The organism is Marinobacter sp. ELB17 (assembly GCF_000169375.1).
Classification (GTDB): Bacteria; Pseudomonadota; Gammaproteobacteria; order Pseudomonadales; family Oleiphilaceae; genus Marinobacter.
Genome location: NZ_AAXY01000018.1, coordinates 48,339 through 70,198, shown reverse-complemented (window position 1 = coordinate 70,198; position 21,860 = coordinate 48,339). Strand labels below are relative to the sequence as shown.

At 51.3% G+C, this 21,860-nt stretch carries 21 protein-coding genes; 14 read left to right on the top strand and 7 right to left on the bottom strand.

From position 1 onward, the window contains the following. Positions 1-78: 78 nt before the first annotated feature. Positions 79-2,712: a DEAD/DEAH box helicase gene (locus tag MELB17_RS16650; RefSeq protein WP_007351476.1), complete on the bottom strand. Its 2,634-nt coding sequence runs from the start codon at positions 2,710-2,712 to the stop codon at positions 79-81. Positions 2,713-2,845: 133 nt separating this feature from the next. Between MELB17_RS16650 and MELB17_RS26200 the strand changes: the two genes are divergently transcribed. From MELB17_RS26200 to MELB17_RS16640, 3 genes are all read left to right on the top strand, one after another. Then, positions 2,846-2,971 (top strand): hypothetical protein, encoded by a 126-nt coding sequence (locus tag MELB17_RS26200; protein ID WP_007351475.1) that lies wholly within the window; start codon positions 2,846-2,848, stop codon positions 2,969-2,971. A 61-nt stretch (positions 2,972-3,032) separates the two neighbouring features. Next, entirely contained in the window at positions 3,033-3,371 is a 339-nt protein-coding gene (locus tag MELB17_RS16645) for a hypothetical protein (RefSeq protein WP_007351474.1), read from the top strand. Between the two features lie 8 nt (positions 3,372-3,379). Continuing rightward, positions 3,380-3,697 carry a helix-turn-helix domain-containing protein gene (locus tag MELB17_RS16640; RefSeq protein WP_036185231.1) on the top strand — a complete coding sequence of 106 codons (318 nt, stop codon included), beginning with the start codon at positions 3,380-3,382 and terminating at the stop codon, positions 3,695-3,697. 301 nt (positions 3,698-3,998) lie between these two features. Here the strand turns inward: MELB17_RS16640 and MELB17_RS16635 are convergent, their stop codons facing one another. Both MELB17_RS16635 and MELB17_RS16630 read right to left on the bottom strand, forming a co-directional pair. Then, entirely contained in the window at positions 3,999-6,167 is a 2,169-nt protein-coding gene (locus MELB17_RS16635) for a DHH family phosphoesterase (protein WP_157133333.1), read from the bottom strand. Between the two features lie 120 nt (positions 6,168-6,287). Continuing rightward, positions 6,288-7,394 carry a hypothetical protein gene (locus MELB17_RS16630; RefSeq protein ID WP_007351471.1) on the bottom strand — a complete coding sequence of 369 codons (1,107 nt, stop codon included), beginning with the start codon at positions 7,392-7,394 and terminating at the stop codon, positions 6,288-6,290. A 958-nt stretch (positions 7,395-8,352) separates the two neighbouring features. Here MELB17_RS16630 and MELB17_RS16625 point away from each other — a divergent pair. The 6 genes from MELB17_RS16625 to MELB17_RS16600 are packed head-to-tail and all read left to right on the top strand — an operon-like array spanning position 8,353 to position 12,820. After that, positions 8,353-8,847 carry a DotD/TraH family lipoprotein gene (locus tag MELB17_RS16625; RefSeq protein ID WP_007351470.1) on the top strand — a complete coding sequence of 165 codons (495 nt, stop codon included), beginning with the start codon at positions 8,353-8,355 and terminating at the stop codon, positions 8,845-8,847. Between the two features lie 10 nt (positions 8,848-8,857). Further along, the gene (locus tag MELB17_RS16620; protein WP_007351469.1) at positions 8,858-9,730 is read left to right on the top strand and encodes a type IV secretory system conjugative DNA transfer family protein; all 873 of its coding nucleotides are present in this window, start codon (positions 8,858-8,860) and stop codon (positions 9,728-9,730) included. Positions 9,731-9,735: 5 nt separating this feature from the next. Next, complete coding sequence (locus MELB17_RS16615) at positions 9,736-10,851, top strand: type IV pilus twitching motility protein PilT (protein WP_007351468.1); 1,116 nt, start codon at positions 9,736-9,738, stop codon at positions 10,849-10,851. Next, a complete protein-coding gene (locus tag MELB17_RS16610; RefSeq protein ID WP_007351467.1) occupies positions 10,851-11,177 on the top strand; it encodes a hypothetical protein in 327 nt (108 codons plus the stop codon). The genes MELB17_RS16615 and MELB17_RS16610 overlap by 1 nt, the downstream gene beginning before the upstream one ends. A 13-nt stretch (positions 11,178-11,190) precedes the next feature. Continuing rightward, positions 11,191-12,231, top strand: coding sequence for a ParM/StbA family protein (gene parM, locus MELB17_RS16605; RefSeq protein WP_007351466.1), 1,041 nt, complete (start codon positions 11,191-11,193; stop codon positions 12,229-12,231). A 13-nt stretch (positions 12,232-12,244) separates the two neighbouring features. Beyond that, on the top strand, positions 12,245-12,820 hold the full coding sequence (locus MELB17_RS16600) for a hypothetical protein (RefSeq protein ID WP_007351465.1): 576 nt from the start codon (positions 12,245-12,247) through the stop codon (positions 12,818-12,820). Positions 12,821-12,885: 65 nt separating this feature from the next. Here MELB17_RS16600 and MELB17_RS16595 read toward each other — a convergent pair whose 3' ends face one another. The 3 genes from MELB17_RS16595 to MELB17_RS16585 form a co-directional block, all read right to left on the bottom strand. After that, positions 12,886-13,743 carry a hypothetical protein gene (locus MELB17_RS16595; RefSeq protein ID WP_007351464.1) on the bottom strand — a complete coding sequence of 286 codons (858 nt, stop codon included), beginning with the start codon at positions 13,741-13,743 and terminating at the stop codon, positions 12,886-12,888. 171 nt (positions 13,744-13,914) lie between these two features. Next, positions 13,915-16,482: a DotA/TraY family protein gene (locus MELB17_RS16590; protein WP_007351463.1), complete on the bottom strand. Its 2,568-nt coding sequence runs from the start codon at positions 16,480-16,482 to the stop codon at positions 13,915-13,917. Continuing rightward, positions 16,479-16,982 (bottom strand): hypothetical protein, encoded by a 504-nt coding sequence (locus tag MELB17_RS16585; protein ID WP_007351462.1) that lies wholly within the window; start codon positions 16,980-16,982, stop codon positions 16,479-16,481. Before MELB17_RS16585 ends, MELB17_RS16590 begins: the two co-directional genes overlap by 4 nt. A gap of 99 nt (positions 16,983-17,081) precedes the next feature. On the opposite strand from MELB17_RS16585, the gene MELB17_RS16580 reads away from it, so the two are divergent. From MELB17_RS16580 to MELB17_RS16560, 5 genes are read left to right on the top strand one after another with little or no spacing between them, the layout of a single operon-like run. After that, positions 17,082-17,636 (top strand): hypothetical protein, encoded by a 555-nt coding sequence (locus tag MELB17_RS16580; RefSeq protein WP_157133332.1) that lies wholly within the window; start codon positions 17,082-17,084, stop codon positions 17,634-17,636. Further along, a complete protein-coding gene (locus MELB17_RS16575; RefSeq protein ID WP_007351460.1) occupies positions 17,636-18,295 on the top strand; it encodes a hypothetical protein in 660 nt (219 codons plus the stop codon). The genes MELB17_RS16580 and MELB17_RS16575 overlap by 1 nt, the downstream gene beginning before the upstream one ends. Then, positions 18,292-19,398 (top strand): hypothetical protein, encoded by a 1,107-nt coding sequence (locus MELB17_RS16570; protein ID WP_007351459.1) that lies wholly within the window; start codon positions 18,292-18,294, stop codon positions 19,396-19,398. Before MELB17_RS16575 ends, MELB17_RS16570 begins: the two co-directional genes overlap by 4 nt. Before the next feature lies 1 nt (position 19,399). Further along, complete coding sequence (locus MELB17_RS16565; RefSeq protein ID WP_007351458.1) at positions 19,400-20,665, top strand: hypothetical protein; 1,266 nt, start codon at positions 19,400-19,402, stop codon at positions 20,663-20,665. Further along, positions 20,662-21,147: a hypothetical protein gene (locus tag MELB17_RS16560; protein WP_007351457.1), complete on the top strand. Its 486-nt coding sequence runs from the start codon at positions 20,662-20,664 to the stop codon at positions 21,145-21,147. Before MELB17_RS16565 ends, MELB17_RS16560 begins: the two co-directional genes overlap by 4 nt. Before the next feature lie 46 nt (positions 21,148-21,193). Here MELB17_RS16560 and MELB17_RS16555 read toward each other — a convergent pair whose 3' ends face one another. Beyond that, positions 21,194-21,859 carry a hypothetical protein gene (locus MELB17_RS16555; protein ID WP_007351456.1) on the bottom strand — a complete coding sequence of 222 codons (666 nt, stop codon included), beginning with the start codon at positions 21,857-21,859 and terminating at the stop codon, positions 21,194-21,196. Position 21,860 lies beyond the last annotated feature (1 nt).

Genomic DNA, 21,860 nt, shown 5'->3' with positions numbered 1-21,860 from the left:
TCGCCGTGGTTAGCCAAAATGGGCTTTTAGCGGCATTTTCCGGTACCAGCCCGGGGAATCCGGTAACCAATGGTCAGATCAGCCAATTCTAAGGGGTAAGTTGTCGACTGAATTATGATGGTTGTATCCGTCATCCTGACTCATGGCTTGCGCCATGTCTTGTGCAGTTTGGTCGTCGTGCTGGCGGGCCTGATCGCCGCTCTGAAGCTCACCGCTGTTGATGACGCTATCCATGTACTCGGCGTAGCGATCCAGTACAAAACTCTGGTCGACCAGTGGTGGTGCAAGGCCAACCTCGGAGTATCCTGGCTTCGCCCGGGTGGCAACCGTGCAATCCGCCAGCGAACCGGTGCTGGATGCCTGAATCGTTTTTTCATCGTCAAGCGCGCTATCCAGCACCTTCTGTTTTTCAATCAGCCGGCGAACCATGCGAGCGTCGATACTGCCATCCACCACGGCGTGCCACACCAATACGTTATCCAGCTGGCCAATCCGGTGCGCCCGATCCTCAGCCTGACTGACAATGCCCGGTACCCAGTCCAGCTCGCCAAAGAGAACCTTGGTGGCCGCGGTGAGCGTGATGCCCACACCGGCTGCGCCAATGCTGCCCAGAAATACGGTGCATTTGGGGTCGGCTTGGAAGCGATCGGCCTCGGCTTGCCGTTTTCCTTTCGGGGTAGGCCCGTACACCAGGGCCAGGGAATTCGGCTGAGTGGTGCCGATGCGTTGCCGGGTTTCCCGATCCTGTGCTTTGGCTTGCTTAATGAATAGTGCGTTTAGGGCATCCTGGTAGGCTTCGACCACCTCACGGTGATGAGCAAACAGAATCAGCTTGCCGCTGCCTTCGTTTAACGCCTGCTCCACCAGCTCCATTACCTGGGGAATCTTTGCCAGTGCGGTTTCTTTACGCTGGCGGGACAGTTGCTCAAAGACCGCCACTTCCATGTCGGTCAGGCGATCGGCCGCGGTGCGATAGGTGGCCTCGTTGTTCGGGTCCAAGCGAGCCCGCTCACGCTGAATATCTTTGAGCGCCTGGGCGGCTTGTTTCAGAACGTGGGTCTCCCGCAGCGTGGCCAGCCCGTTTTCCAGAGGAATGATCTGCCGGGTCTTCGGGGGCAACTCAGACAGCACGTTGGCTTTCAGGCGCCGAACCATGATGCGGGCCCGAAGTTCACGCTGCAGCTCGCCAAGATTGGAGGCGCCGTCCATGTTCCAACCGTGTTCAGCCTGGTAGGCCGCGCAGTAGCGCAAAGCAAACCGCATCCGATTGCTGAAGTACTCCGGGTCCAGAGCGTGGGCCAGCGTCCAGATTTCTTTGGGTCGGCTCAGAATGGGGGTACCGGTCAGCAGGAGAGTGCGGTGTCGTGGTATGCCGGGTTCTTTCTTGCCGTGGCCCAGGATCAGCTGAGTACGCTTGGCCTTGTCGTTTTTGAGGGCGTGAGCCTCATCCACGATCATCAGGTCCCAGGTGTGCCGGGTTAGCCTGGCTTTGTGTGCCTCCACCAGATCGTAATTGATCACGACCACGTTGGGTGACCGGCCTTCGGCATCGGTGGGCCAACTGCTCGCCGAGCGGTTAGTGACTTGCCCGGTGGTTAAACCCTTCACGCACCATTTCTGCCACTCACGTTCCCAGTTAATCTTGAGGGTCGCCGGCACCACAATCAGCACCGACCGGATGGCCTTAACGCAGTTGGAGACACCCACCGCCTGAATGGTCTTGCCCAAGCCCGGCTCATCGGCGATCAAAGCGTTGCCCTTGCGAACCGCGTACGCAATGCCGGCCTTCTGGTAGGGCAGGTAGTTCAGGCCCTGGGGGACGGGCAACTGGAGATCCGCCGCACTGTTACGGGACAGCTTGAGATCACGATGCAGTTTGCCAATACGTTCGGCAATGGCGCGCGGCAGTTCCGGAGACAGGGATAGCCCGTACTGACTGTTGAGTACCTTCACCATCTTTGGGGTGTCATGAGTCACTGCCACACGGAAGTAACCGCGGCTCTGACCCTTCTTGCCCTTGATCCACTCAGCCCCAGGGAAATCCATGATGGTGTCATACAGGCCGTCATCACTGCGCACAGTATCCGGCCCCGCCCCGCCAGCCAACAATAACTCGCTGTCCTCCGGCCGCGGTACCTGAATTTTGAGACACGTAATCTCGCTGGCGGTTTGGGGGTGCCGTCCCGACAGGCCAGTGATGGACGGTCGTTTCGGTGCCGGCGTAGCAGGCGCCTGATGCAGCAAGGCCGGATGAAACATATCACCGGCTGCAACCGCCTTCGTGACCGGGTTGTTCGCTGGGTCGTTCGCCCCGATGTTCACCCGATGCTCGGCCGCCAGCTCCCGCAACCGAGCGATCGCACGGGGGCTGATACTAAAAGCGTGTTGCCGTACAAGCTGGCGGATAGAGGTGATGTCTGCAGGAGCGGCCGCCAACCGGTAAAGCATGGCCTTGGCACTCACCGGTGCCGGTCGACCGTCCGGATGCAGGGCAGAGTCGGTTGTACCTTCTATATAGGTAGAGTCCGCCAGCTGCTCGTTAATGAAGCGCACAATCTCCGCATCGAACGGAAAGCGCAGATACACATGCCCGGTGGTAGAGCTCAGCATGATCTGGTTGGGATTGGGCGTGACCGCTTTCACAGGAGGCGCCGGTACCGACTTAGCAAGAAGCGGATTCAGCGGTGGGCGTTTCTGCTGGGGTGGGGCCATGAATGCAAGTCCTATTGGATTAAGGTGTGCGAAGTGCGCTGCCCGCTTCCACCTGCGCCCGTTCCGTATGAGGTATTTTATACCACTATTGGGCTGCCCCGCGTCCATAGGGCTATAAACCTTGGTATTATCGATGCTGGCCGGTTTGTTCGGTGATTTGCTGACTCAGATGCAGGCTGCGGAGGTAAAGAAAGCTGTCGATCAGGCGCGGCAGCTGGAGGCCGAACAGGCCAAGAATTTAGCGGATTCTAATAATTAAGAGCTCTTCCATCTCTATACGCTATTCGCGTATACTTATGGGTGAGCCCGTAAGGAGCACCATGAAAGCTGTCTTTGTAGAGCTGCCAGCGTTTGAGCGCAATCGGCCGCAGTACATGAATGACGAGAATTTTTTGGATTTTCAGCAAGAGCTGATGCTCAACCCGACAGCTGGCGAGGTAATCCAGGGAACCGGGGGGTTACGAAAAGTAAGGTTTCAAGACTCCAGTCGAGGGAAAGGTAAACGTGGAGGGCTTCGCGTTATCTACTATTGGTGGCTAAAGGGAGCTGAATTTCTGCTTTTTACGGTTTATGACAAGGGGGAGATGGACGATTTGACCCCAGATCAGAGAAAAAAGCTTGCAGAGTTGTTGAAACAATTTAAAGCTGTCAGGACATGATTATGAACATGAAAAAGCGCGATGTGTTTGATGAAATTAGTGAAGGGTTTGAGGCTCTGGAACAAGAACGCCAGGGTAAGTTGACCTTGCGTAAGCATGCAGTTGAGCGCATGCCTGTGGAAGAGCTTTCCAGCATCGAGTTGGTTGAAACTCGGGAAAAGCTGCAAATGTCTCAGGGGGTTTTTGCTCACCATTTGAGAGTGCCTGTAAGAACACTTCAAAACTGGGAACAGGGCCGTGGTAAGCCTAATGATCAGGCTGCATTGTTGATTAGAATGGTGGAGAAATACCCGGATACTCTGGAGCGCCTGGAGGGGATTCGGTAAGAGTTTAAGTGCTTTCAGATGGTCAACTACCCCTAAGCTAAGGACTTATGGGGCTTGTAAGGTGACTTACGAGATAAGGTCTTTGGACTGAATGGGTGATTAGCCTAAGTTCTTCGAGAATTACGTTGTTCAAGTGATAACACCAGTGAGTGCCTCCCAAGTTCACTGCTCCGTTGTTTAGTATCCTGGGTTCATAGAATAAGTGCAGCACTTTGGATTGAAGGTGTCGTGTAGGGCTGTTATTCAATGGTGATCGTTGGGGCCGAGCGAATTGGCCCCAACTACTATTTGATACGGCGAGTTATTTAATGCACCCAACAACAATACCCTGCAACGCATTCTTACCATGTGTTCGCTTAACCGCCAGCCGGTAAATAAGCGTTACGATATCCCCGGCATTCAACGCCGAACGAGTAACACCGTTACTACCCAGCCCCACACTGTTAAACCAAAGCATCTGCAACGGCTCGGCGGTACCGCTTTGCCCGTCTGCGGGATTTGCATTGGCATCGACTGCCACCATCATCTGATGTGCGTCCATAGCGGTCTGCGCTTTTACAATACGAAACGACTGCGTGAACTGCGGTTCAGGGAACTGATTACCCCAGGGCTGTTGTTCAATCCAATGCGCCAGTGGGAACGTCCGTGCCGTGGCCGGTAATGGGCCGTCATCCAGTAATGCTTCCATCTTGAGGCTTTGCAGGGGTGCAGTCGCCAACAAGTAATCCACCGCTTCGGTTAATAAGCGGCGGAAGCGGGGCAGGTGGGGGCGGTACAGGGTAACGCTGGCGGCGCCGGCATGACCGGAGTACTGCATTAGAAGATCTGGGTTGCTCGCACGGATAAACGCCAGGGCATCCCGAAGATGAACACTGTCCGATCGGCCGGAGCCTTTGAGCCAGTTCACATCACCGGTTGCAGGGTTGCCTGTCTCTGGTAAGTGGGCGTCCTGCCAGATCACGGCATTCTCGGTACCGGTGTTATGGGGAGCATCATCAGGCGGTTGGGCAGAGGTTTCCGGAGCGAAGCAGAACACCGTGGCGCCGGTCTGGGTGGCCAGTCGTGACGCAATCAAGCCAACCAGTCCTGTGTGCCAAGTGTCGTCTTTCATCGCCAATGCCGTGGCTGGCGGATGATCCGGGTTGTGGGTGGTCAGATTATTGCGGGACAGGTCGGCCATAACGCTGTCGAGGGTGGCCTTGGCGTGGGCCTCTACGGCGGCCTGACTGTCTTTGCGCTGGGTGTTCAGATCATCACAGCGTTTGGCCAGCCGGGTAGCATCAATCTGGTTGTCCGCCAGCAAGCACTCGATACCACAATCCGGTAAGCCTGCAGGAAGCGCCAGTCGGCCTACGCTGTTCAGGCGCTGGGCGGCGTGTACGTCAAGGTCGTGGGTGGTGATTGGATAGGTCGCCTTCGCCACTTCCAGGAGTGCCCGCAGGCCATAGCTCAGGTAACCCTTGTCGTGGGAGGCCTTGGCGGTCATCTGGTGACCCTTGTTGATCCGTTCCAGGCCCATCTTCACCAGCAAGCGGTTGTTCGCGTCCAGGGGTGCCTTGTCACCGATCGTGCCCAGGGCAACCAGATCCGACAGAGGGTTCATCGGAACAGCCCGGAGTCGGTCAGCCATAGCGGTACCGCGTGGGGTGCCGCCAATAAGCTCGACCATGCAGCGGCGAACCAGTATGAGCATATAGAAGGCCAGACCGGTGCCGTGGATGGCCTTGGACTCAAACAGGCAATCCGAACGGTTCGGGCTAACCAGGGCGTAGGTGTCGGGGGCCGTACCTGCAGGGGCGTGGTGGTCCAGAACAATCAGGTCCGGGGCGTCCTGCCATTGGCGGATAAGGGTGGCCGCGGGTTGTGCGTTGCTACCGGTACCCAAAGCAATGATCAGGTTGGCCTCAAGGGTCTGGATAACCTCAGTGGCCAGTGAGGGCGTCAGGCCGTGGCCGTGGGTCTGGCGGTCGGGAACGACGATCTGGATATCCGATACTGAGTCAGGGCTAACCGGGTTGGCGGTGGATTTGGGCCGGCCGGCGAGGGCCAGGGTTTCCGAAAGCAGGGTCAGGCCTTTTTTCATGACCGCAGCACCGGTGGCGCTGTCGCAGTCAAAGTCAGCTACAAGTGCAATTCGCTGGCGGCGTATCAGGGCTGCAGCGATCCTCATGCCGGCTTTGTGGCCATCCATAAGGCCGTTCGGGTTGATCAGATTTTTCGGGCTGTAGACCTCTGGGTGACGCACACCGCGGTTGTCCAGAACACGACTCTTAATGGCGTCCATGGTGCGGGACGCTAGGGAGACTGAATGATCTGAAGAGTCTGGAGAGCCTGGGTTACCCGAGATGGCGGATTCGGTTTGCCCGGGTTGTGATGAGGCTGGCGGAACCGACATATCGTGAGGCTCGCCATAGGTGGGCGGCTGGACGGTCTGCCCAATCGCTGGTACTGAGGCTGTCGTGGTGCTCATGTTCTGGTACTCCCGAGGGCAGTCTGTTGCCGCTGCCTCAATGTGTCGGTTTAGGTTGGCCTATTTATAACGCAGGTTAGCCCGAGGTGCTTTTTTGCTGCCCGCATTACTGCTGGCGGATTACCGGTTGCCCTGATTGTTCAAAAGTCGGTCGGCTAGAGTGGCATTGTTCTGGGTGTCCTGATCGGAACCGGGAGTCTGTATGCCGAGGTCTGGATAACCCGTAAGAGATTTACCGCCAGCCAACTGTTTGCGTTCGTTGAACTCGGCCAACGGGTCACGGATTTTTTTTGTGGCGTTCAGGCTGGCCCGAGCGAGCGGTATGTCGGTGATCCGATCGCAGTGAGTGTCGCCCTGGGCATACCAGCGAAGGTTATTCGTGGTGGTGTGACCAAGAGCCGCGGATACCGCCTCGGGGCTCCTGTTCTCGCGTCGGGATTCCACAGTAAATATTTTGCGGGCGGTCTTCATGTCGATGTGCTCAATCAGCTCAAGTGCGGCCGGGTCGTCTGTAATGCGAATCATGGCTTGCCTCATGCCACGGACAAGCTGGCCTAAGTGGCCGTTGTTCATGGTGGCTGTCATTTCTACGCATGCCTCGATCATACCCAGGGCGCCTCGGCTGAAACCCTCCAGTACCAGATAACGCGGGTCAGGATCGGAGTTCCGAGTTTTCACAGTCTGGACAACCAGAATAGGGTGCGCTGTGGTTTCCCCGGGAAGCACTGGTGGGTTGTCTTGAATCAGACGAGCGGTGGTCCATTCCGATGTACGGATACCCACCATGAGAGTTGCCCCGAACAACATAAGGCCGCGGCGTTGGGTAAGTGATGCACTCAAGTCCTGGGCTTCCTTGGCCATGCGGTTGATGAAGTCCGTGTCGATCAGATGAGACAGGGCAAAGTTAGTCTGCTTGTCAGGGACGTTGTTACGAGCATCGAAGTGCAGGCGATCCATTTCACGGAAGAGGGTAGCCGTGTTGATCCCTTTCTCGGCTGCCGAGCGGATCTTACGGATCTCCTGTCTTTTGGTTTGCAGGCTGGCGGTTGAGCCTGACTGGTGAGCCTCAAGCCATACTGCGAAGTCCTTCTGTACTTCCTCCTGGTACATCAGGCTGTCGAAGAAGCGCTCCTTTATGTAGCTTTCCATCAGTGCCTTGGCTCTGGGCTCTATGCCATCGCCAGGGAAGATCGGGTGTGTGCTGTCGAGGTTGATCAGTATTTGCATGAGGTTTTTCCAGGGTGTTTTTGGTTGTAAATTCTTTGTCGCTTGGCATGAGTGAGGTTGTATGCCTAATTTCTTGCTTCCGGCTGAACTCTTACCCCGCTGCCTTGGGTGGGTGTTTTAACCCTAACTTTATAGATGTAATGCAGTTTTTAAGAGCTATCTTTACCCCAAGAGGCAGTTTTAATATTTACCCTACGACTTCGTATAGCCTACCATTGAATAAACCAATATGGTGGTTCAGAGGTTTAAATACTCTCAAAATTGGTTGGTCATACGCCCAAATAAGCAACATTTTGGTTTCATTGACCAGCTGAACGCAGGTTAAAGCAAGGTTGAAGGCAGGTTAGACCGAGGTTAAAGGCAGGTTAAAGGCAGGTTGAAAGGAGGTTGAACGCAGGTTGGAGCAAGGTTGAAAGCAGGTTAGAGGTAGGTTAAAGGCAGGTTAGACCGAGGTTAAAGGTAGGTTAAAGGCAGGTTGAAAGGAGGTTAAAGGCAGGTTGGAGCAAGGTTGAAAGCAGGTTAGAGGTAGGTTAAAGGCAGGTTAGACCGAGGTTAAAGGTAGGTTAAAGGCAGGTTGAAAGGAGGTTGAAAGGAGGTTGAAAGGAGGTTGAACGCAGGTTGGAGCAAGGTTGAAAGCAGGTTAGAGGTAGGTTAGAGGTAGGTTGAAGGCAGGTTGAAGGCAGGTTGAAGGCAGGTTGAAGGCAAGTGGAGGCGCGGCAGATGCTCACTGGTGATTAGTCTCGTGAAGCGTCTGGCAGCGAGGGTTCTGGCGCTTTTTGGTATGGGTTTTGATGCAGTGAATTGCAGTGATTGCTTCAGGCGGAGTCCGTTTTTCAGTTTAAGAGGTGGGAAAGTGGAAAAGTTATGAACCATTTTATAGCACCGAGAGCGGGTGTTGATGTGGCACATGGTAGTATGACCTACATTAAGCACATAAACCGTTCGAGGATTTTCGACAATGAAGCCAGGATTTAAAACACTTCTTGCTGTAGCGATTTCAGGACTGATGGTTCAGGGGTGCGCTACGCCCAATCGGGTAAACCTGACGGTTGACCCTGCGATCGTAAAGCTGTCCGAGGCCGCTAACGACATTAGTGAGTCGTACCGCACGCTCAGTTATGCCGAATCAGCCCGAATGTCTGCTGATGGTATTGGCAGCGAGCTGGACTATGAACTTGAGGACTTCCCCCAGGAATGGCACAAGAAGGTTGTGTTGCAAGAGGATTTTTACGGAGAGCTGGAGCCTTTTTTGAGAGGTCTGTCCCGTCTGGTTGGCTACGACGAGCCCCAGGTATTGGGAAAGACGCCGATCATTCCCGTTCAAGTGGCTATGAATCGTGAGAAAAAGCCTTTGGCAGAATTTCTCGTTGATGCGTCTTACCAGGCTGGCGGTCGTGCTCTGATTGTTCTCGATGCGGACCATAGCCGCATTCAGATTACCTATCCGCAGTGAGGTGGTAATAATGGATGCTGTTGATTTAGATGTATGGATAGCCGCACAGAATCCGCCTGTCTTGACCGAAATAAGACAGTTGGATTCGCCGCGTACCAACTACGACACTGTGGGTGAGCCGGAAGATGATGGCCTGCTGAATAACGGATTTCGCGTGAGGGCGGTTCGTGAGGCGGCTTTTGCCGTTGGTGCTCAGTCTGCGCTTGCGTGGCGCTACGAGCAATTGCTTGCAATCACTAAGAGCCAAGAAGGCACCCTGGATAGGATAGCCAACTTTGCGCCGTTCATTGTGGACCAACACATGCTGTTGCCCTCTATTGTAGAGGTTCGAGATCGATTTGAGGTATCACCAGATCAGCAACAGATCAGAACGGTAGAAATCCAATACCAAGTTACGGATAACCCACGCGCAATTACCCAGCCTCCCACGTGGCGCGAGTATCTTTGGCGTGAGTTTGCTTACCCTGAAGACCCTCATCCAGCACTCTTCCCGAAAAATGCAAAGGAACGAGAAGTTTGGAGTAAGGCTATTGATGATGGTTGGGTAGCGGGTTTGGAACAAGCCCAGATGATCTGGGAAAACAACCTCAACACTATGGTTCGAGATATCCGTGGCAGGATCACCTATCGAATCCTGGAGACCCGGAATATCGTTCAGCGACCTATGATGGTTGGCACGGAGCCAGAGCTAACCTACGGTGCAAACGGCCAGATCGTAAACGCGGGCGACATTGTTTATTCGATTACCGTGCCTCTCAAATTCCAGAGCTTGGATATGTGGGAAGCACTCTGGGTGAGTGCAGACGCCGCAGAACTTGACCCCAATTTTGACTATGAGACTTCTGTTCCGTTGTCCGTAGAGCCAGTTTTCGGGGAGTTTTAGAGCTTATGAACGACAAGCCGATCATTGATGACGATCACCCATTCACGCTGAGTAAATGGAACGCTGCGCTGCTCGCCTTGTATGAGTGGGGCATTGATGACGTGCTCCTTCAAGACAACGAGATTCTGGCGGTACAAAGGCACGGGCGCATTATTGATGTTGGGTGCCGGCCACTTGAAATCGATACGGTTGAGTCAATTCTCAATGACATGCACAAGGTTTCCAGCGCAGCCACTCTTCAGCAGGGAATAGATCACAACTTTACCTACGCCGTGAAGAAAGATAGGAAGACAACCTATCGCTTCCGTGTCAATGCGACCGCTGCCATGGGCATGCATTCCAATCCAATTGGGATTGACGTAACAATGCGTAGCATAGCCCAAATACCGCCTACACTTGAAGCTCAGAAGGTTCCGGCGTATCTCGTTGAGCATCTGTTCCCACGCACTGGAATCGTAATTATTGGTGGTGCTACTGGGTCTGGTAAAACGACGCTGCTGGGCGGAGTGGTTCGTCAATTGGCGACACAAGAGGAAGCAAAGCGGATATTGACGTATGAAAGTCCTATAGAATTTGATTTTAGAGCGATCCCGAACAAAACGGGCCGTATCGCTCAAAGCGATGCTTATAGCGACCTTCAAGGCTACGTCCATGCAACTTCAAATGCGTTAAGGCGGCATCCTGATATTATCATTCTTGGCGAAGCCCGAGATAAGGAGACCATTGAGGGCGCTCTGCATAACGCTGAAACAGGTCATGCGGTTTACACAACCGTCCACGTAAACTCTGCGTCGGAAATGTTTGGTCGCATGATATCTGTGTTTCCAGAGGGCCAGCGTGCCAGGGCCCTGGCAGGCCTTATTGGTTCGACACGATTAATATGCTATCAGGTTCTAATCCCTACGGTAGACGGGAAGCGCTGTGCAGCCCGGGAAGTGCTCATCCTGACTGACGATATGCGGCGTATTTTGTACGACACTTCGGAGAGTAAGTTAAACCAAGTGATGGCTGAGATGGTTAAGGCTCAGGGATATCCATTAATGCTCGATATTCAAAGGCATTACGACGATGGTTTGATTGACATCTCCACTTACGAGCGTTTCAAGGCAGAGACTGCATAATGAAGTTGCATTTAGTTGAAATCGACGGGAACCCTATAATTTGGGCAAATAAATCACAGCGAGCGACAGTTGCTGGTTTTGTTTCAGTAACGGGCGTCATACCGTTTTTGTTCCTCGTTATATTCCCTTACGGGATGGTTGTTAAAATTGCCTTTATCAATTTCTTTTTGGATATTTATAAAACCAAGAAACGAGCAAACCGCTGGGTTGATATAATAAGGCGAGCACGAATACTGATGAATGGTGGATATTGGAAGGTCGAGTCGGCTCATTTTCTGAGACAGAAAAAATGGGCGTGGGATCACTTGCGCGGACGCAGATATTAAAACTGGAGAATTTATGAAACGCCCTTTAAGCATAGCGGTTGATAACGGTTACTACGATCACAAGGTAGCGTATTGGGATGGGGATGTCATCCGAACATTCAAGTACCCAGTTGTCATTGGATCTAAGCATGAAGTCATGAGCACAATGGATGGTCAGCTGGTTGGCATGTATGAAACAGAGGGTGTTCGCTTGGTTGTCGATCCAACGATCAACAACAAAATACCTCTCAGGTATGATGAATATGGAAGTAGTAAGGAAAACAGAACGCTGGTAAGTCATGGGCTGTATAAAGCTGGTGTGGCTGGTGGCCAAGAAGTCCACCTAACAACTGCGTTACCATTTCGCGATTTCTATAATATTGACGGCTCTCTCAATAGACCTTTAATTGACGCGCAAAAAGCCAACATGCTGGTTCCTGTTTCTTTAGTTGCCTCTTCTGACGGGCCTTTAGATCCAATTGCTAATGTAACCCAGAGCCGTGTAATGTCTGAAGGCGTGGCGGCTGTTATTGATTACCTTGTTCGTGATAATTCAGGCCAAGCGCGAAAAATGAGGGCGCCTATTGCTGTAATGGATTTTGGGGGCAGTACGTTTGAGGTGGTGACGGTCATGCCAAATATGAATATTCGCCATTCCAGCAGCGATACGATGAAGCGAGGAACGTACGATATCCGCACTAGCTTTGCTCCGATGCTAGCTGACTACCTTCGCGAGCTTGGGTTTAAGATGAAGCACGCAGCAGATTGGATGGTCACTGAAGCCTTTGAAACAGGCTCCATTGAATTTCCAGGGGTGGGCATTGATGCTGGAAATAGAGTCATTCCAGTTAAGCATATTATTGAAGAAGCCGCTAAGCCCATTGTGAATGAGATTAAAAAATTCACGCAGGCAAAGCTTCCTAACATGGCTGAGTATGAGGCCATTCTATTGGTGGGTGGCGGTGGACTTTTAACAGAATCCTTATTTGAGGATTGGAAAGAAGAGTTCGGTTTAATCGTCGTTGACGAATATGCCAATGCGCGCGGAATGCTAAAGGTGGCATTGATCGCCTGAGGGGAAGTTCTTCATGACTGAAAAAACGATTCGTCCTAAGATTGTGATACCTGATCTTTCGATGTTTGGCGTCGACAATTTCAAGGATAACTATGAAAGTTTTGGACCTCAGGAGCGTCAAGTATTTTGGCATACGCTAATCAAGATTGGCTTTGAGGTGGCCTCGGGGAAAGGCGTTAGTGGTTCGAATTATCACCGGTTGTTGATGATGCTAAACACAACGTTTCCGGGAGTAGATATAGACCGAAGCATCTTTGATCAAATGGTGCCCAACATTGGAATAAAGAGCGCAGAATCATTAGAGACTGCTTCAACCGGACGTTCTCGGTCTAGTGACTCTCGCACCCGGGATGCTAAACCTGCTCCGGCACTGTCTAGCAAGGAGCTAAAAAGAAATTCAACCTCGCCAACTCAAGAGATGCCGGACCTTTCTGCAGAAGGGTCTGAGTCCGGACGTCAAAATGAAGATGTGGAATCGGCCGTTTTTGATAGCTCAAGTCAGAATGGCACTGATGTTGAGCAAGTAGTCAGCCATGGTCCCAGCAAGTCTGATCCACGCAAAAGTCAGTTTAGCAGTCTTGTTGTCTAAACAAAAAAGCCCCCTGGTCACGGGAGAGCAGGGGGCTTTTCAATTCGTAACGTCACTCAATGCGACTAGATTCCTTTCATCGGCTTGATCTTGATGCCGGCAGACCCTTTTGCAGTACCCCCGTTTGGTGATTGATTCACCGCATCACGAACTGCTTTTTGTGAGAAATTCCCTCCTGGCATCAGCGGTCCATACTTGGCTTCAAGTGGCCGGATAATCTGAGCGCGATACCCGCCCGCCCACTGAGCCATGCTGATTTGAGCATCGGCGGGAGTGTGCATGCTGATGCTTGAATTCTTCAAAAATGACTCCGCTTTATCTACGCCATACTGCGCCCAAATTGCGCGGTAGTGTGACCGCTGCTTTTCAAAGTACCGAGCTTCGCTGGTCCGGAATTTATGATTCCCTGCAGAGCTGAAAACCTTGATCCACTCAACGGCATCCTGAAGAATGAAAAACGGCAGCATAGTTACCGCGTAGAGAGCAGTCTGAAAAGGTACGAAGATTACTGTGACCTTGTCCGCAGCCCCTGAGTTAGCCCATTCACGACCCAACGGTTCGTAAATTCGCGCCTTCATTTTGGCTGAAATATGCCGTTGTGCCATGGACAAACCCATGATGCCGAAAATAACCGGCATGAGCATCGCAAGGGGTACCCAGATGATGCCTAGTGCGGCAATCCATCCGTACATCTCGAAATCACCTGCAATAAGCCAGTACCCGATTAGCGCAAGAAATCCCATGAACACCAGGTAACCGTGAAATCCGCGGATGATGTTTATGCCCGAGTTAGAGTCAATTTTTCCGGGGACTGTCTTGGTAAGGTGCTCTTCTGTTCCAGTTAGCCCTTTTCCAATGGCAGACCCTAACACCACGGCGCCAAGCATGGCTGGTGTTGCGTCTATTGGGTTTTTGCTTTTCATGAGGCTAAGTCCTTATTGCAATTTTTCGTTTTTCGGCGTTCCAATGTTAATTAGTGTACCATACGATAGTGAGATCCCAATACGTGAATAGCCTTAGCCTAGCTCATTTTCGTTGGGCAAAGAAAAGGGCTGCACAGTTGTGCAACCCTTCTTGTGTACCTTTAAACCATTTTACTTGGGCTTGGCTCCGCCTGCACCTCCGCCCATTCTCTTTCCAATCTCAACCTTGCCAATCATCGCGTTAACGCCGGCACGCACCTGACCTTCGCTCTGACCTTCGCCATAGCCCTGACGGTTACCGATCCACGACATTGCCCGGTCATTCAGTTCTAGCACGAGGGAGAACACCCTGGTGATCACTTGGTAGCAGGCCAGACCCAGGATAAGTAGGCCGGCTATCATTGAGAGGATGCCGTAGACGTAGCCTTCTGATGAGTTCATTAAGCCCACTAGCAGGTACTCCACTAGGAATATTGACGCCAGGTCAATCACCTTCAAGCCAATCACGAACCCTATCGTCATTAGGGATGGGTACACCAAAATGCTCAAAATGTGGATGAATCCTTGTTGGGCTGTCTGCGGGGCAAACGATTTTTGGCCCATGTCTGCAGTGAATAGCAGGCCCCATAACGGAATGATTACGGTTGCCTCGACAATGTAAATGATCCATGTGACCAGGCCGATGAGCCACTGAATCATTATCATTGCTGGTATGTAGAAGGCCAGAAAAAGCCCCATTAGGAATACGTAGAACCAGAGTTGAGCAAAATCGTTTAATACAATTAGCAGAGCATCAATAGCAAATCCGATGAATAATGCATCCATTACCCACGCTGCAGAACTGCTAATGGGGTTGGACATGAAGCTCCACGCTTTTCCTATCCACGACTTATTTTCCGTTTCCGGCTCTTTTTTGTCAGCTAATTTCCGCTGTTTGTAGGTTCGAATTAATACATTGCTGGCATAAATTATTTCAGAGATCACGATAATGTTGTGCCCGGTGTTGACGAGAGCGTTTACAAGGTTGTCCTCTCGTAACGGGGCAATGATCGCTGGAAAAAGGATGCTTCGTGTAATTGTGTTGATGTTCTGCGTTACGCTATCCATAACGTTTTGAGGATTCATGCTTCCTCTATAGGAGTTTTCTAACATCGTTTCTTGCATCAGTGGAAATGCTTCTCTGATGGCCAGCATGTCTTTACTGGTTTGCAGAGTTTTATCTTCAAGCGACAAACCCTTAGTCGCTGCCGGGTTTGCATCATATCGAGTATTTTGCAGTTCGTTCGCAAGGGCCGCACGATACGCTCTAATCCGCCCTTTAATTCGACTGGTCAAAACTGGGTCATCCAAAACTTGCTCGAATGAGGTCATGAATTTGTCGAGATCGCCGGTGTAAGTCGCTTGAACAGACGCAGAATCCATAACCTGCTGGCTGAAATTCGTATACTGGAACCAGTACAAGCCCAAGACTGGCCAGCCCACCTGGTCAACAATATCTAAAAAGTTGGAACCACTATTCCCGGTGCGTGTGGTTCCAAATTTATTGATTGCCTTGGTGTAACTCGAATAAACATCTGATTGTAAATCCCCAATCAGAGCTACAGACGCTTTCACGGCTGTATCTATTCTGGCGGGCTCTTCTTTTAAGCTCTGCGTATACTCCTGTGCAGCTTCCGACGACGACTTAGATTCAAAGTACAGAGGGATGTCGTAAAGGATGCCCTCAGCAATACCGATCGCCGCTGTCTTGGTTTTGTCCGCCTCGAACGCTGTTATGGCTCCGTTGTGCGCCTCAGAAAATATGTTGATTGCACTGGTTTTGGCGTCTTGGTGCGCAACATTCACGCCCCCAATGCACAGAGGGCCATACTGACATTTTTCAGCAGCGCCAGAAACAAGGTTGCTCGCTCCTTGCCGCTGCAAGGGAACGACATTGTCGTCACCGAAGGTCGCCTTGGATCGAGCTGCAAACTGAATGACAACAGCGCCGCAGTAGTCATCAACGGTAGAGTAGCCACCAAAGAAACCGCCAGCGCGCTTTCGGGCAAAGGTAAACCCACTTCGAGAGAGGCCGTTTTCTGCTCCGTACTTTACGCTAGCACCACCAATTGCAGATAACTCATCTATTGTCATTGCCCGGCGCTCAACAGTAATTGGGACACCACCGTTGTCTTCAACGTAAGAGCCGGCTTCGTTGTTAAGGTACCGACACATCTCGCTGAGAATGATGCCATCAGCAACGGTCTTAATTGAGGGAATGGCGGGAGCTGTTATAACACCGGTGTTCTTAAAGAAACTCGTGGTATTCGCTGCGGTAAGATTGCCGAGAGTGTTGCTTTGGTGCGCTACCCAAATCGCCCCGTATTGGCCCATTGAGTATCCTGATGGAAGGGGGACCATAAGGACTACCGCAATAACCATGTGCAGTGGCGCCCACGTCATCGATACGGGGGATTGATCGAGGTCTTTGGCTTGCGCAACAATTAAAAGATGCTGGATACTTTTCATTGCAATTATTAGTGCTGCGACCATCATACAAACCAAGGACAATGGCATAATGGTTGCCCCAACTATCCCTGCGCTCCCCGCTTGCGACGAAATGGAGCCCGCTTCAAACAGCGAGTCTATGATCCATTTGCCAAATCCGCCTGTCCTATACGCCGAATCTTCAGGCGCTATGTTTGCATGACTCATACTGGCAATGAGCCAGCCACAAATAACAAAGGCTAATCGTTTCACTTGCTGGCTCTCCGAGCAGTGGCGGCGATATTATGCTGTTGTTTCGCGAGACATTTTATCGCAATCCATCCGTAGATAATGGTATGAAGAAGTGCTACGGATGCAGCTGTAATTATGGCTATTTTGGTTATAGTTGATGTGTTTCCTGCCTCGATATGCACGCTAATCAGGTATGCCAAGTAAAAAACAACACTCAAGGCAGTGGCCGCGGTAATGCCAGCGTTTCGCGCGGCTACCTTGTAACTGGCCCCACCGCTCTCAAGTTCTTTTTTGTTTGTTTCCCGTAGAATTTTCCGAGCGTTAAAAATGTCTTTCCAAAGCTGCGGGTATCTTGGTCTGATCCGTTTTACATCCTTCGCTATCACGTCAGCCGCAGTAATCATCATGGCCGTTTTACCCACAGCCCTACCTACTCCCCTGATGGTCTTCATCGCCCCTTTAGAGGTGCTTGTTCCCGGGGTTTCAACACTAGAATCTTCCACATTTTTATCAGGGGTCATAATGCCGTCTCCAACGCAATATTTGACTATATTAGTGTATATTAAAGTGAGTCTCGTATGTGACGAACACCACCATTCTCTCAAATCTGAGAAACAAACATGGATTTTACGCTGCAAAAGCCTTCGCATAGCCTACCCTTTGCTGGTGCGAGGGGCGGGCATCTTTATTGGAAGGCTGTTGATGATGTCGCGCTAGAGGTCTGCCAGGTCCTCGATGAAAAAGAAGACTGGGTAATGGAGGCTCACCCGCAATTCCGGGTGATGTTGGATCGTCTGATAACGGCTGTGCGAGAAAGCTCTGAGGCGGCGAGTTATTGCCTGGCGCACCCCCGGGAAAGCCTCAAGTTGATGGCCTGGCTCCACACTTCCACCGCTATGATGCTCTTACACTACGCCGAAGAAGATAGACGCGAATTAGTGGTTCGGTTTCTTGAAGCTGTACAAGCCATTCGAGAAACGGAGAGCAGTGACTCAGAGGTTTTTAAAGCCGCAGGTTTGGCCATTGAGCGTTTTCTCGTATTTGAGCGGTCAGCACTTATTCAGCGTGTGTTTTCCAAGGCTCGTGTTAAAAGCATTCTGAGTGCACTGAGTCGAGCCAAGTTGATGAATCAAGCACAAATCAATCCAAACTTGACAAAAGAAGGCGACGTTTAATGAGAATTCAGCGGTTAGCGGTAGTAGCATTGCTGCCAGTTATATTGACGCTATCCCCAATGACATTTGCCGAAGGCGCGGGTGGTTCTAAGGCGAAAAGCGGCACCGCCTGTGCAATTGCAGGCCTGCGATTGAATTACGCAAAAGCTTCCCTTGCCATTGCTGCAGCGGGTCACCAAAAAATTGTAGATCGAAGTCCTCCAGAAGACCTTGATCTCGAAGAACAAGGATGTATCGGTGATTACGGGCTAAAGGGGGGCTTTGGTTTGCCTTCATTGGCTGGAAGTCTGCTCGATGGATTAATGGACAAGGTCTGTGCCGCAGCAGACAGTTACTTGGCATCGAATCTGGAGAAATTTACTGTTTCGCTCTCCAGCCCTTTAGGATTGGCTGACGTGGACTTGGGTGTTGGTAAGCGTGATTCAGATGACCCAGATGATTCTTTCTTTAAGATGTCTGAACGTGAGAACGAGGTGGGTGTTGATCTCGATTCCATAGTTAACGACCAATTCGCACAGATGCCAGAAGTGGACGACGGTTACACTGACTATTCATACGATTCGGATTCAAATGTAACGGACTACGACTATGCGACAAAGCAAAGCAAGGCTAAAAAAGCCAAAAAAGCAGAGACAGATGAATCGGGGGCGCGTCGATGAGACAGTTTAAGCACGCCACGCTGATTGTGGCAATGATGGTTGGGGTAGGTGGTGCGGCCGCCCCTCAACAATCACAGGCATGCGCTTGTATTGCAGCCGCTTCATCAGGGGCCATCCAAATATCAGGCCTTGTTGGAGCCGGTGCCACGGCCGTTACCTCTGCTCTTTATACAGGGTTTCAGGCTGTAGCATCCACGGTTGATGGGAGCACCGGAAAGCAAACAAAAAGTCTTGTCGACGCACTCACGGCCCATAACAAAATAATTGCTGCCGAAATTCAAAAGTTACCGGTCTATGAGAAGGAGTTGGAGTCAGCCGAAGAGCTATTGAATCCCGCAATGCATGCTACAGACGGCTGTAGCTATACTGATAGGGCAAGCGATACGATAGTCGCTGAAAGATTGTCGGCACTGCAGGAAGAAAACCTGAATCAAACATCGGGGAGGTACAACGAGATGACTTCAAGTTACCCGCTTGGAGTTAATGTGAGTGACCGCTTTTTATCACAGACCGGTTCGCTGATGCGTAGTCGACCAGCCATTGTGACGGCTGGTATGGATCTTGTGGCAAAGCCGGGGCAGTTTGGAGCCTTCACGGGCGAAGAGCTGCAAAATGTAGCTACTGCCATCAATTTAACCACCAATCCTAATCCGCCAGCGCGCATACCAGAGCCCTCGACACCGGGTGCAATTAAGGTGGGTGTAAAAGCGGATCTATACAACCTTAGAATGTCGATTCCGCAAGCCGTATTAAATCAGATTTTATCTTACGATGCGCCAGTCGTTGATATTGCCGAAGACTCATGGGCTGGCCGCCAGCTCGCACGAATCACTCCGAATGCTGCGAGCAATTTTACGTCAGGTGACGCCAAGGTTTCAAAATCCGATTTGTTAAAATTGATGGCTACTCACCGCGTTAAGGATTCGGGGTGGGTGACTAACTTGGCGGCGAAAGATGCCAAGGGTGTAATAAAAGATCTTGCGATCACAAAGGCTGATTCGCTGGTGATGGATTATGAAATTTGGCTTATGGACCGTAATCAGGCTCTTCTGATGAGTCAGGTACTGGCTGCGCAAAACAGACAAAAAGCAGAGGATCGTTAATATGAAAAGCGTACGGAATTTTGTAACCGCTTTTCTTATGCCTCTGTTGGTTGCGGCGGTCCCGAACACCGCTAATGCTGCAGCCTCCTATGCCGCGGGCTTTAGATCCGGGTTCTCATTTGCCTGTGAAACGTGCGCCGCCGCAACGAACGGAGCGATGGCGACTATTAGTTCTGCGATTCTTGCTTCAGAAACGGCAATTTTAGCGGCGACTGGGGTGGTTCCACCAAATCCAATGATTGGCTTTCCAGCTCTACAGGACACTATTTCTGGTGCGGAAGGACAGCAAACTCAGATCCTAATAGCCGCTCTGGAGGCGTATACAAAGAATTTAATTGTAAGTCTGCAAGCACTGCCTGCAAACAGAAAGGCGCTAACTGTAGAAAGGAAACTTGCCCAGGCTGACCTTATTGGAGACAAAGCCGGGTGTGCGGCAGTTGATTATGGGTTGGCGTCGGGTATGAACGGTGCTTCGTCACTGTCTGAGGGGTGGCTGTGGATGAAAGGCGCTGCCTTCACAGACTCGGCTCCCTCTGACACTGGAACTCCGAATGCAGGATCACCATCTACGCCAACCAATTCTTCAGCTGTTACGTCTGAGGCAGGGGCAGCTGCGCTTATTGCAAATTTCGAAGACCAGACACTTAATCGTGTGGGCAGTCAATTTAGAAAAATGCGAACCGTATCAGGTAAACCAGATGCCGGTGTCAGCGAAATGCTCAAGCCTGAGTTGCTAGTCTCCGAGGGATCGCGTGTCCTCTCGGAAACACCGGACGAATTTGGTATCAGTGATAGTGAGCGAATGGATTTTCTCATTCAGTACCTTGTTATCGATACCCCCTCTACGGCCGAGGCAATCATGGCGTCGGCATCAACACCCGGGCTCTTGAAACTTGCTGTTCCAGAGTCAATCGGAGCGATGGAGTCAGGGATGGCCATGGCCGTCATGGATAAAATAATCAAAGACCGTCGACGTCATCCAGGCAAGCTCGGCGCAGAAACCTATCTTAGAGAGGTAATGGCTGAAAGCGCCCCTGATGATGCGGTATCAGAAGATGATTTTACCTACCTGACCACGCACTATCGTTCCAATGACCCGGAATGGATTGCCAGAATTGATATCAGTGACGCGTATGCGGTCAAGCAATACGCGCAAATGGAAGCTGAACAATTGGCCCGTAAATACAAAACATGGGTTCTGAAAAGAGACACCATAATCATGTTGTCGCAAATACTCGCGAACACTCTAGAGAGAGAAAAACTATGAAGCCATCAATGCTCGTCACATCGTTTCAGCCAGATCCAATGTTAAGTGCAGAGTCATCACAACGAATCATGCAGAAAGCTAACACTGCGATGCTTGCGAATCCCGGCGCCGATCAGGGTGTCGTAAAAACCGCATCCCAAGATGCTGCAGCAGGGCAAACCGAAGACAATAAATCCGGAGTTATGCAGGCAGCAAGCAAAGCTTTAAACGTAGCAACATATATTCCCGGCATTGGGCTTAAGGTAAGGCTGGCAGCCATGGCTGGGTCGGCGTTATTGGACAAAATGAGTGTTGGGCAAGCTGGACCGGAACAAACCATAGGCGGTGCTCAAGCAAAAGAACCAGGTGCACTGAACGATATGATGGACATCGCACGGAGCAATCCGGCAACTGCAGCGGCCGAAAACCCCGCCGAAGTAAGAAGGTTGCAGCAACAAAATTTAGACGATTACCAGGATCAAGACGGGCCGAGTGCTGGGTGATTTGAAAAACTAACCCCGGTATCCTTGCGTGGGCACCGGGGTTAATTCATCCTGGGCCTTGCAAGGATTCTGGTTCGTCATCAACGAACTTAATAACAGATTCATCCTTGTCAAAATCGTATGGAAGTCTCGTTAACTCGCCTTTCAATTCCGCTACTTTGATATCCGAATCGTGCTTGACCCGAACCGCCGTCTTTAGAACTTCGTTGGCCTCAACCAGCTCATCAATTACGTTAACCAAGTTACCGTTCTCGGCTGCCAGACCGTCGATTGCATCGCTTAAATCTTGATTGGATTTAAGTAGAATCCGGTTAGCCGATTCGGTTTCGCTCAACGTGTATACCGTTGCCTCATGAGCTTTCAATAGCCTGCTCAGATCCCCTCTAGTCGAAATATAATCTTCCATTTGCACGGTCGCATGAGGATTTTCAGCCTTTAAGGCACTGGATTCCTTGTCTTTGCTATATTTTTTGACTTCGCTGTAGACTTTGTAGGCGGCAACCAAGACGCCGGCAGCAACCTTCATAGCGGTTCCATCAGACATCTGATAACCAACGAAAGTGGCTGCATAAGAAGTCGCTGCGACCACTGCAGTCACAATCGCGGAAGTTTTTGCGATATCGCCACCGTATTCTTTCAGAAACTCAAGGCCTTTCTTTACGCTACCAGCGGCCCTTTCGGGCCAAGAAGATTCGTCGTCGTTATCGCTCATG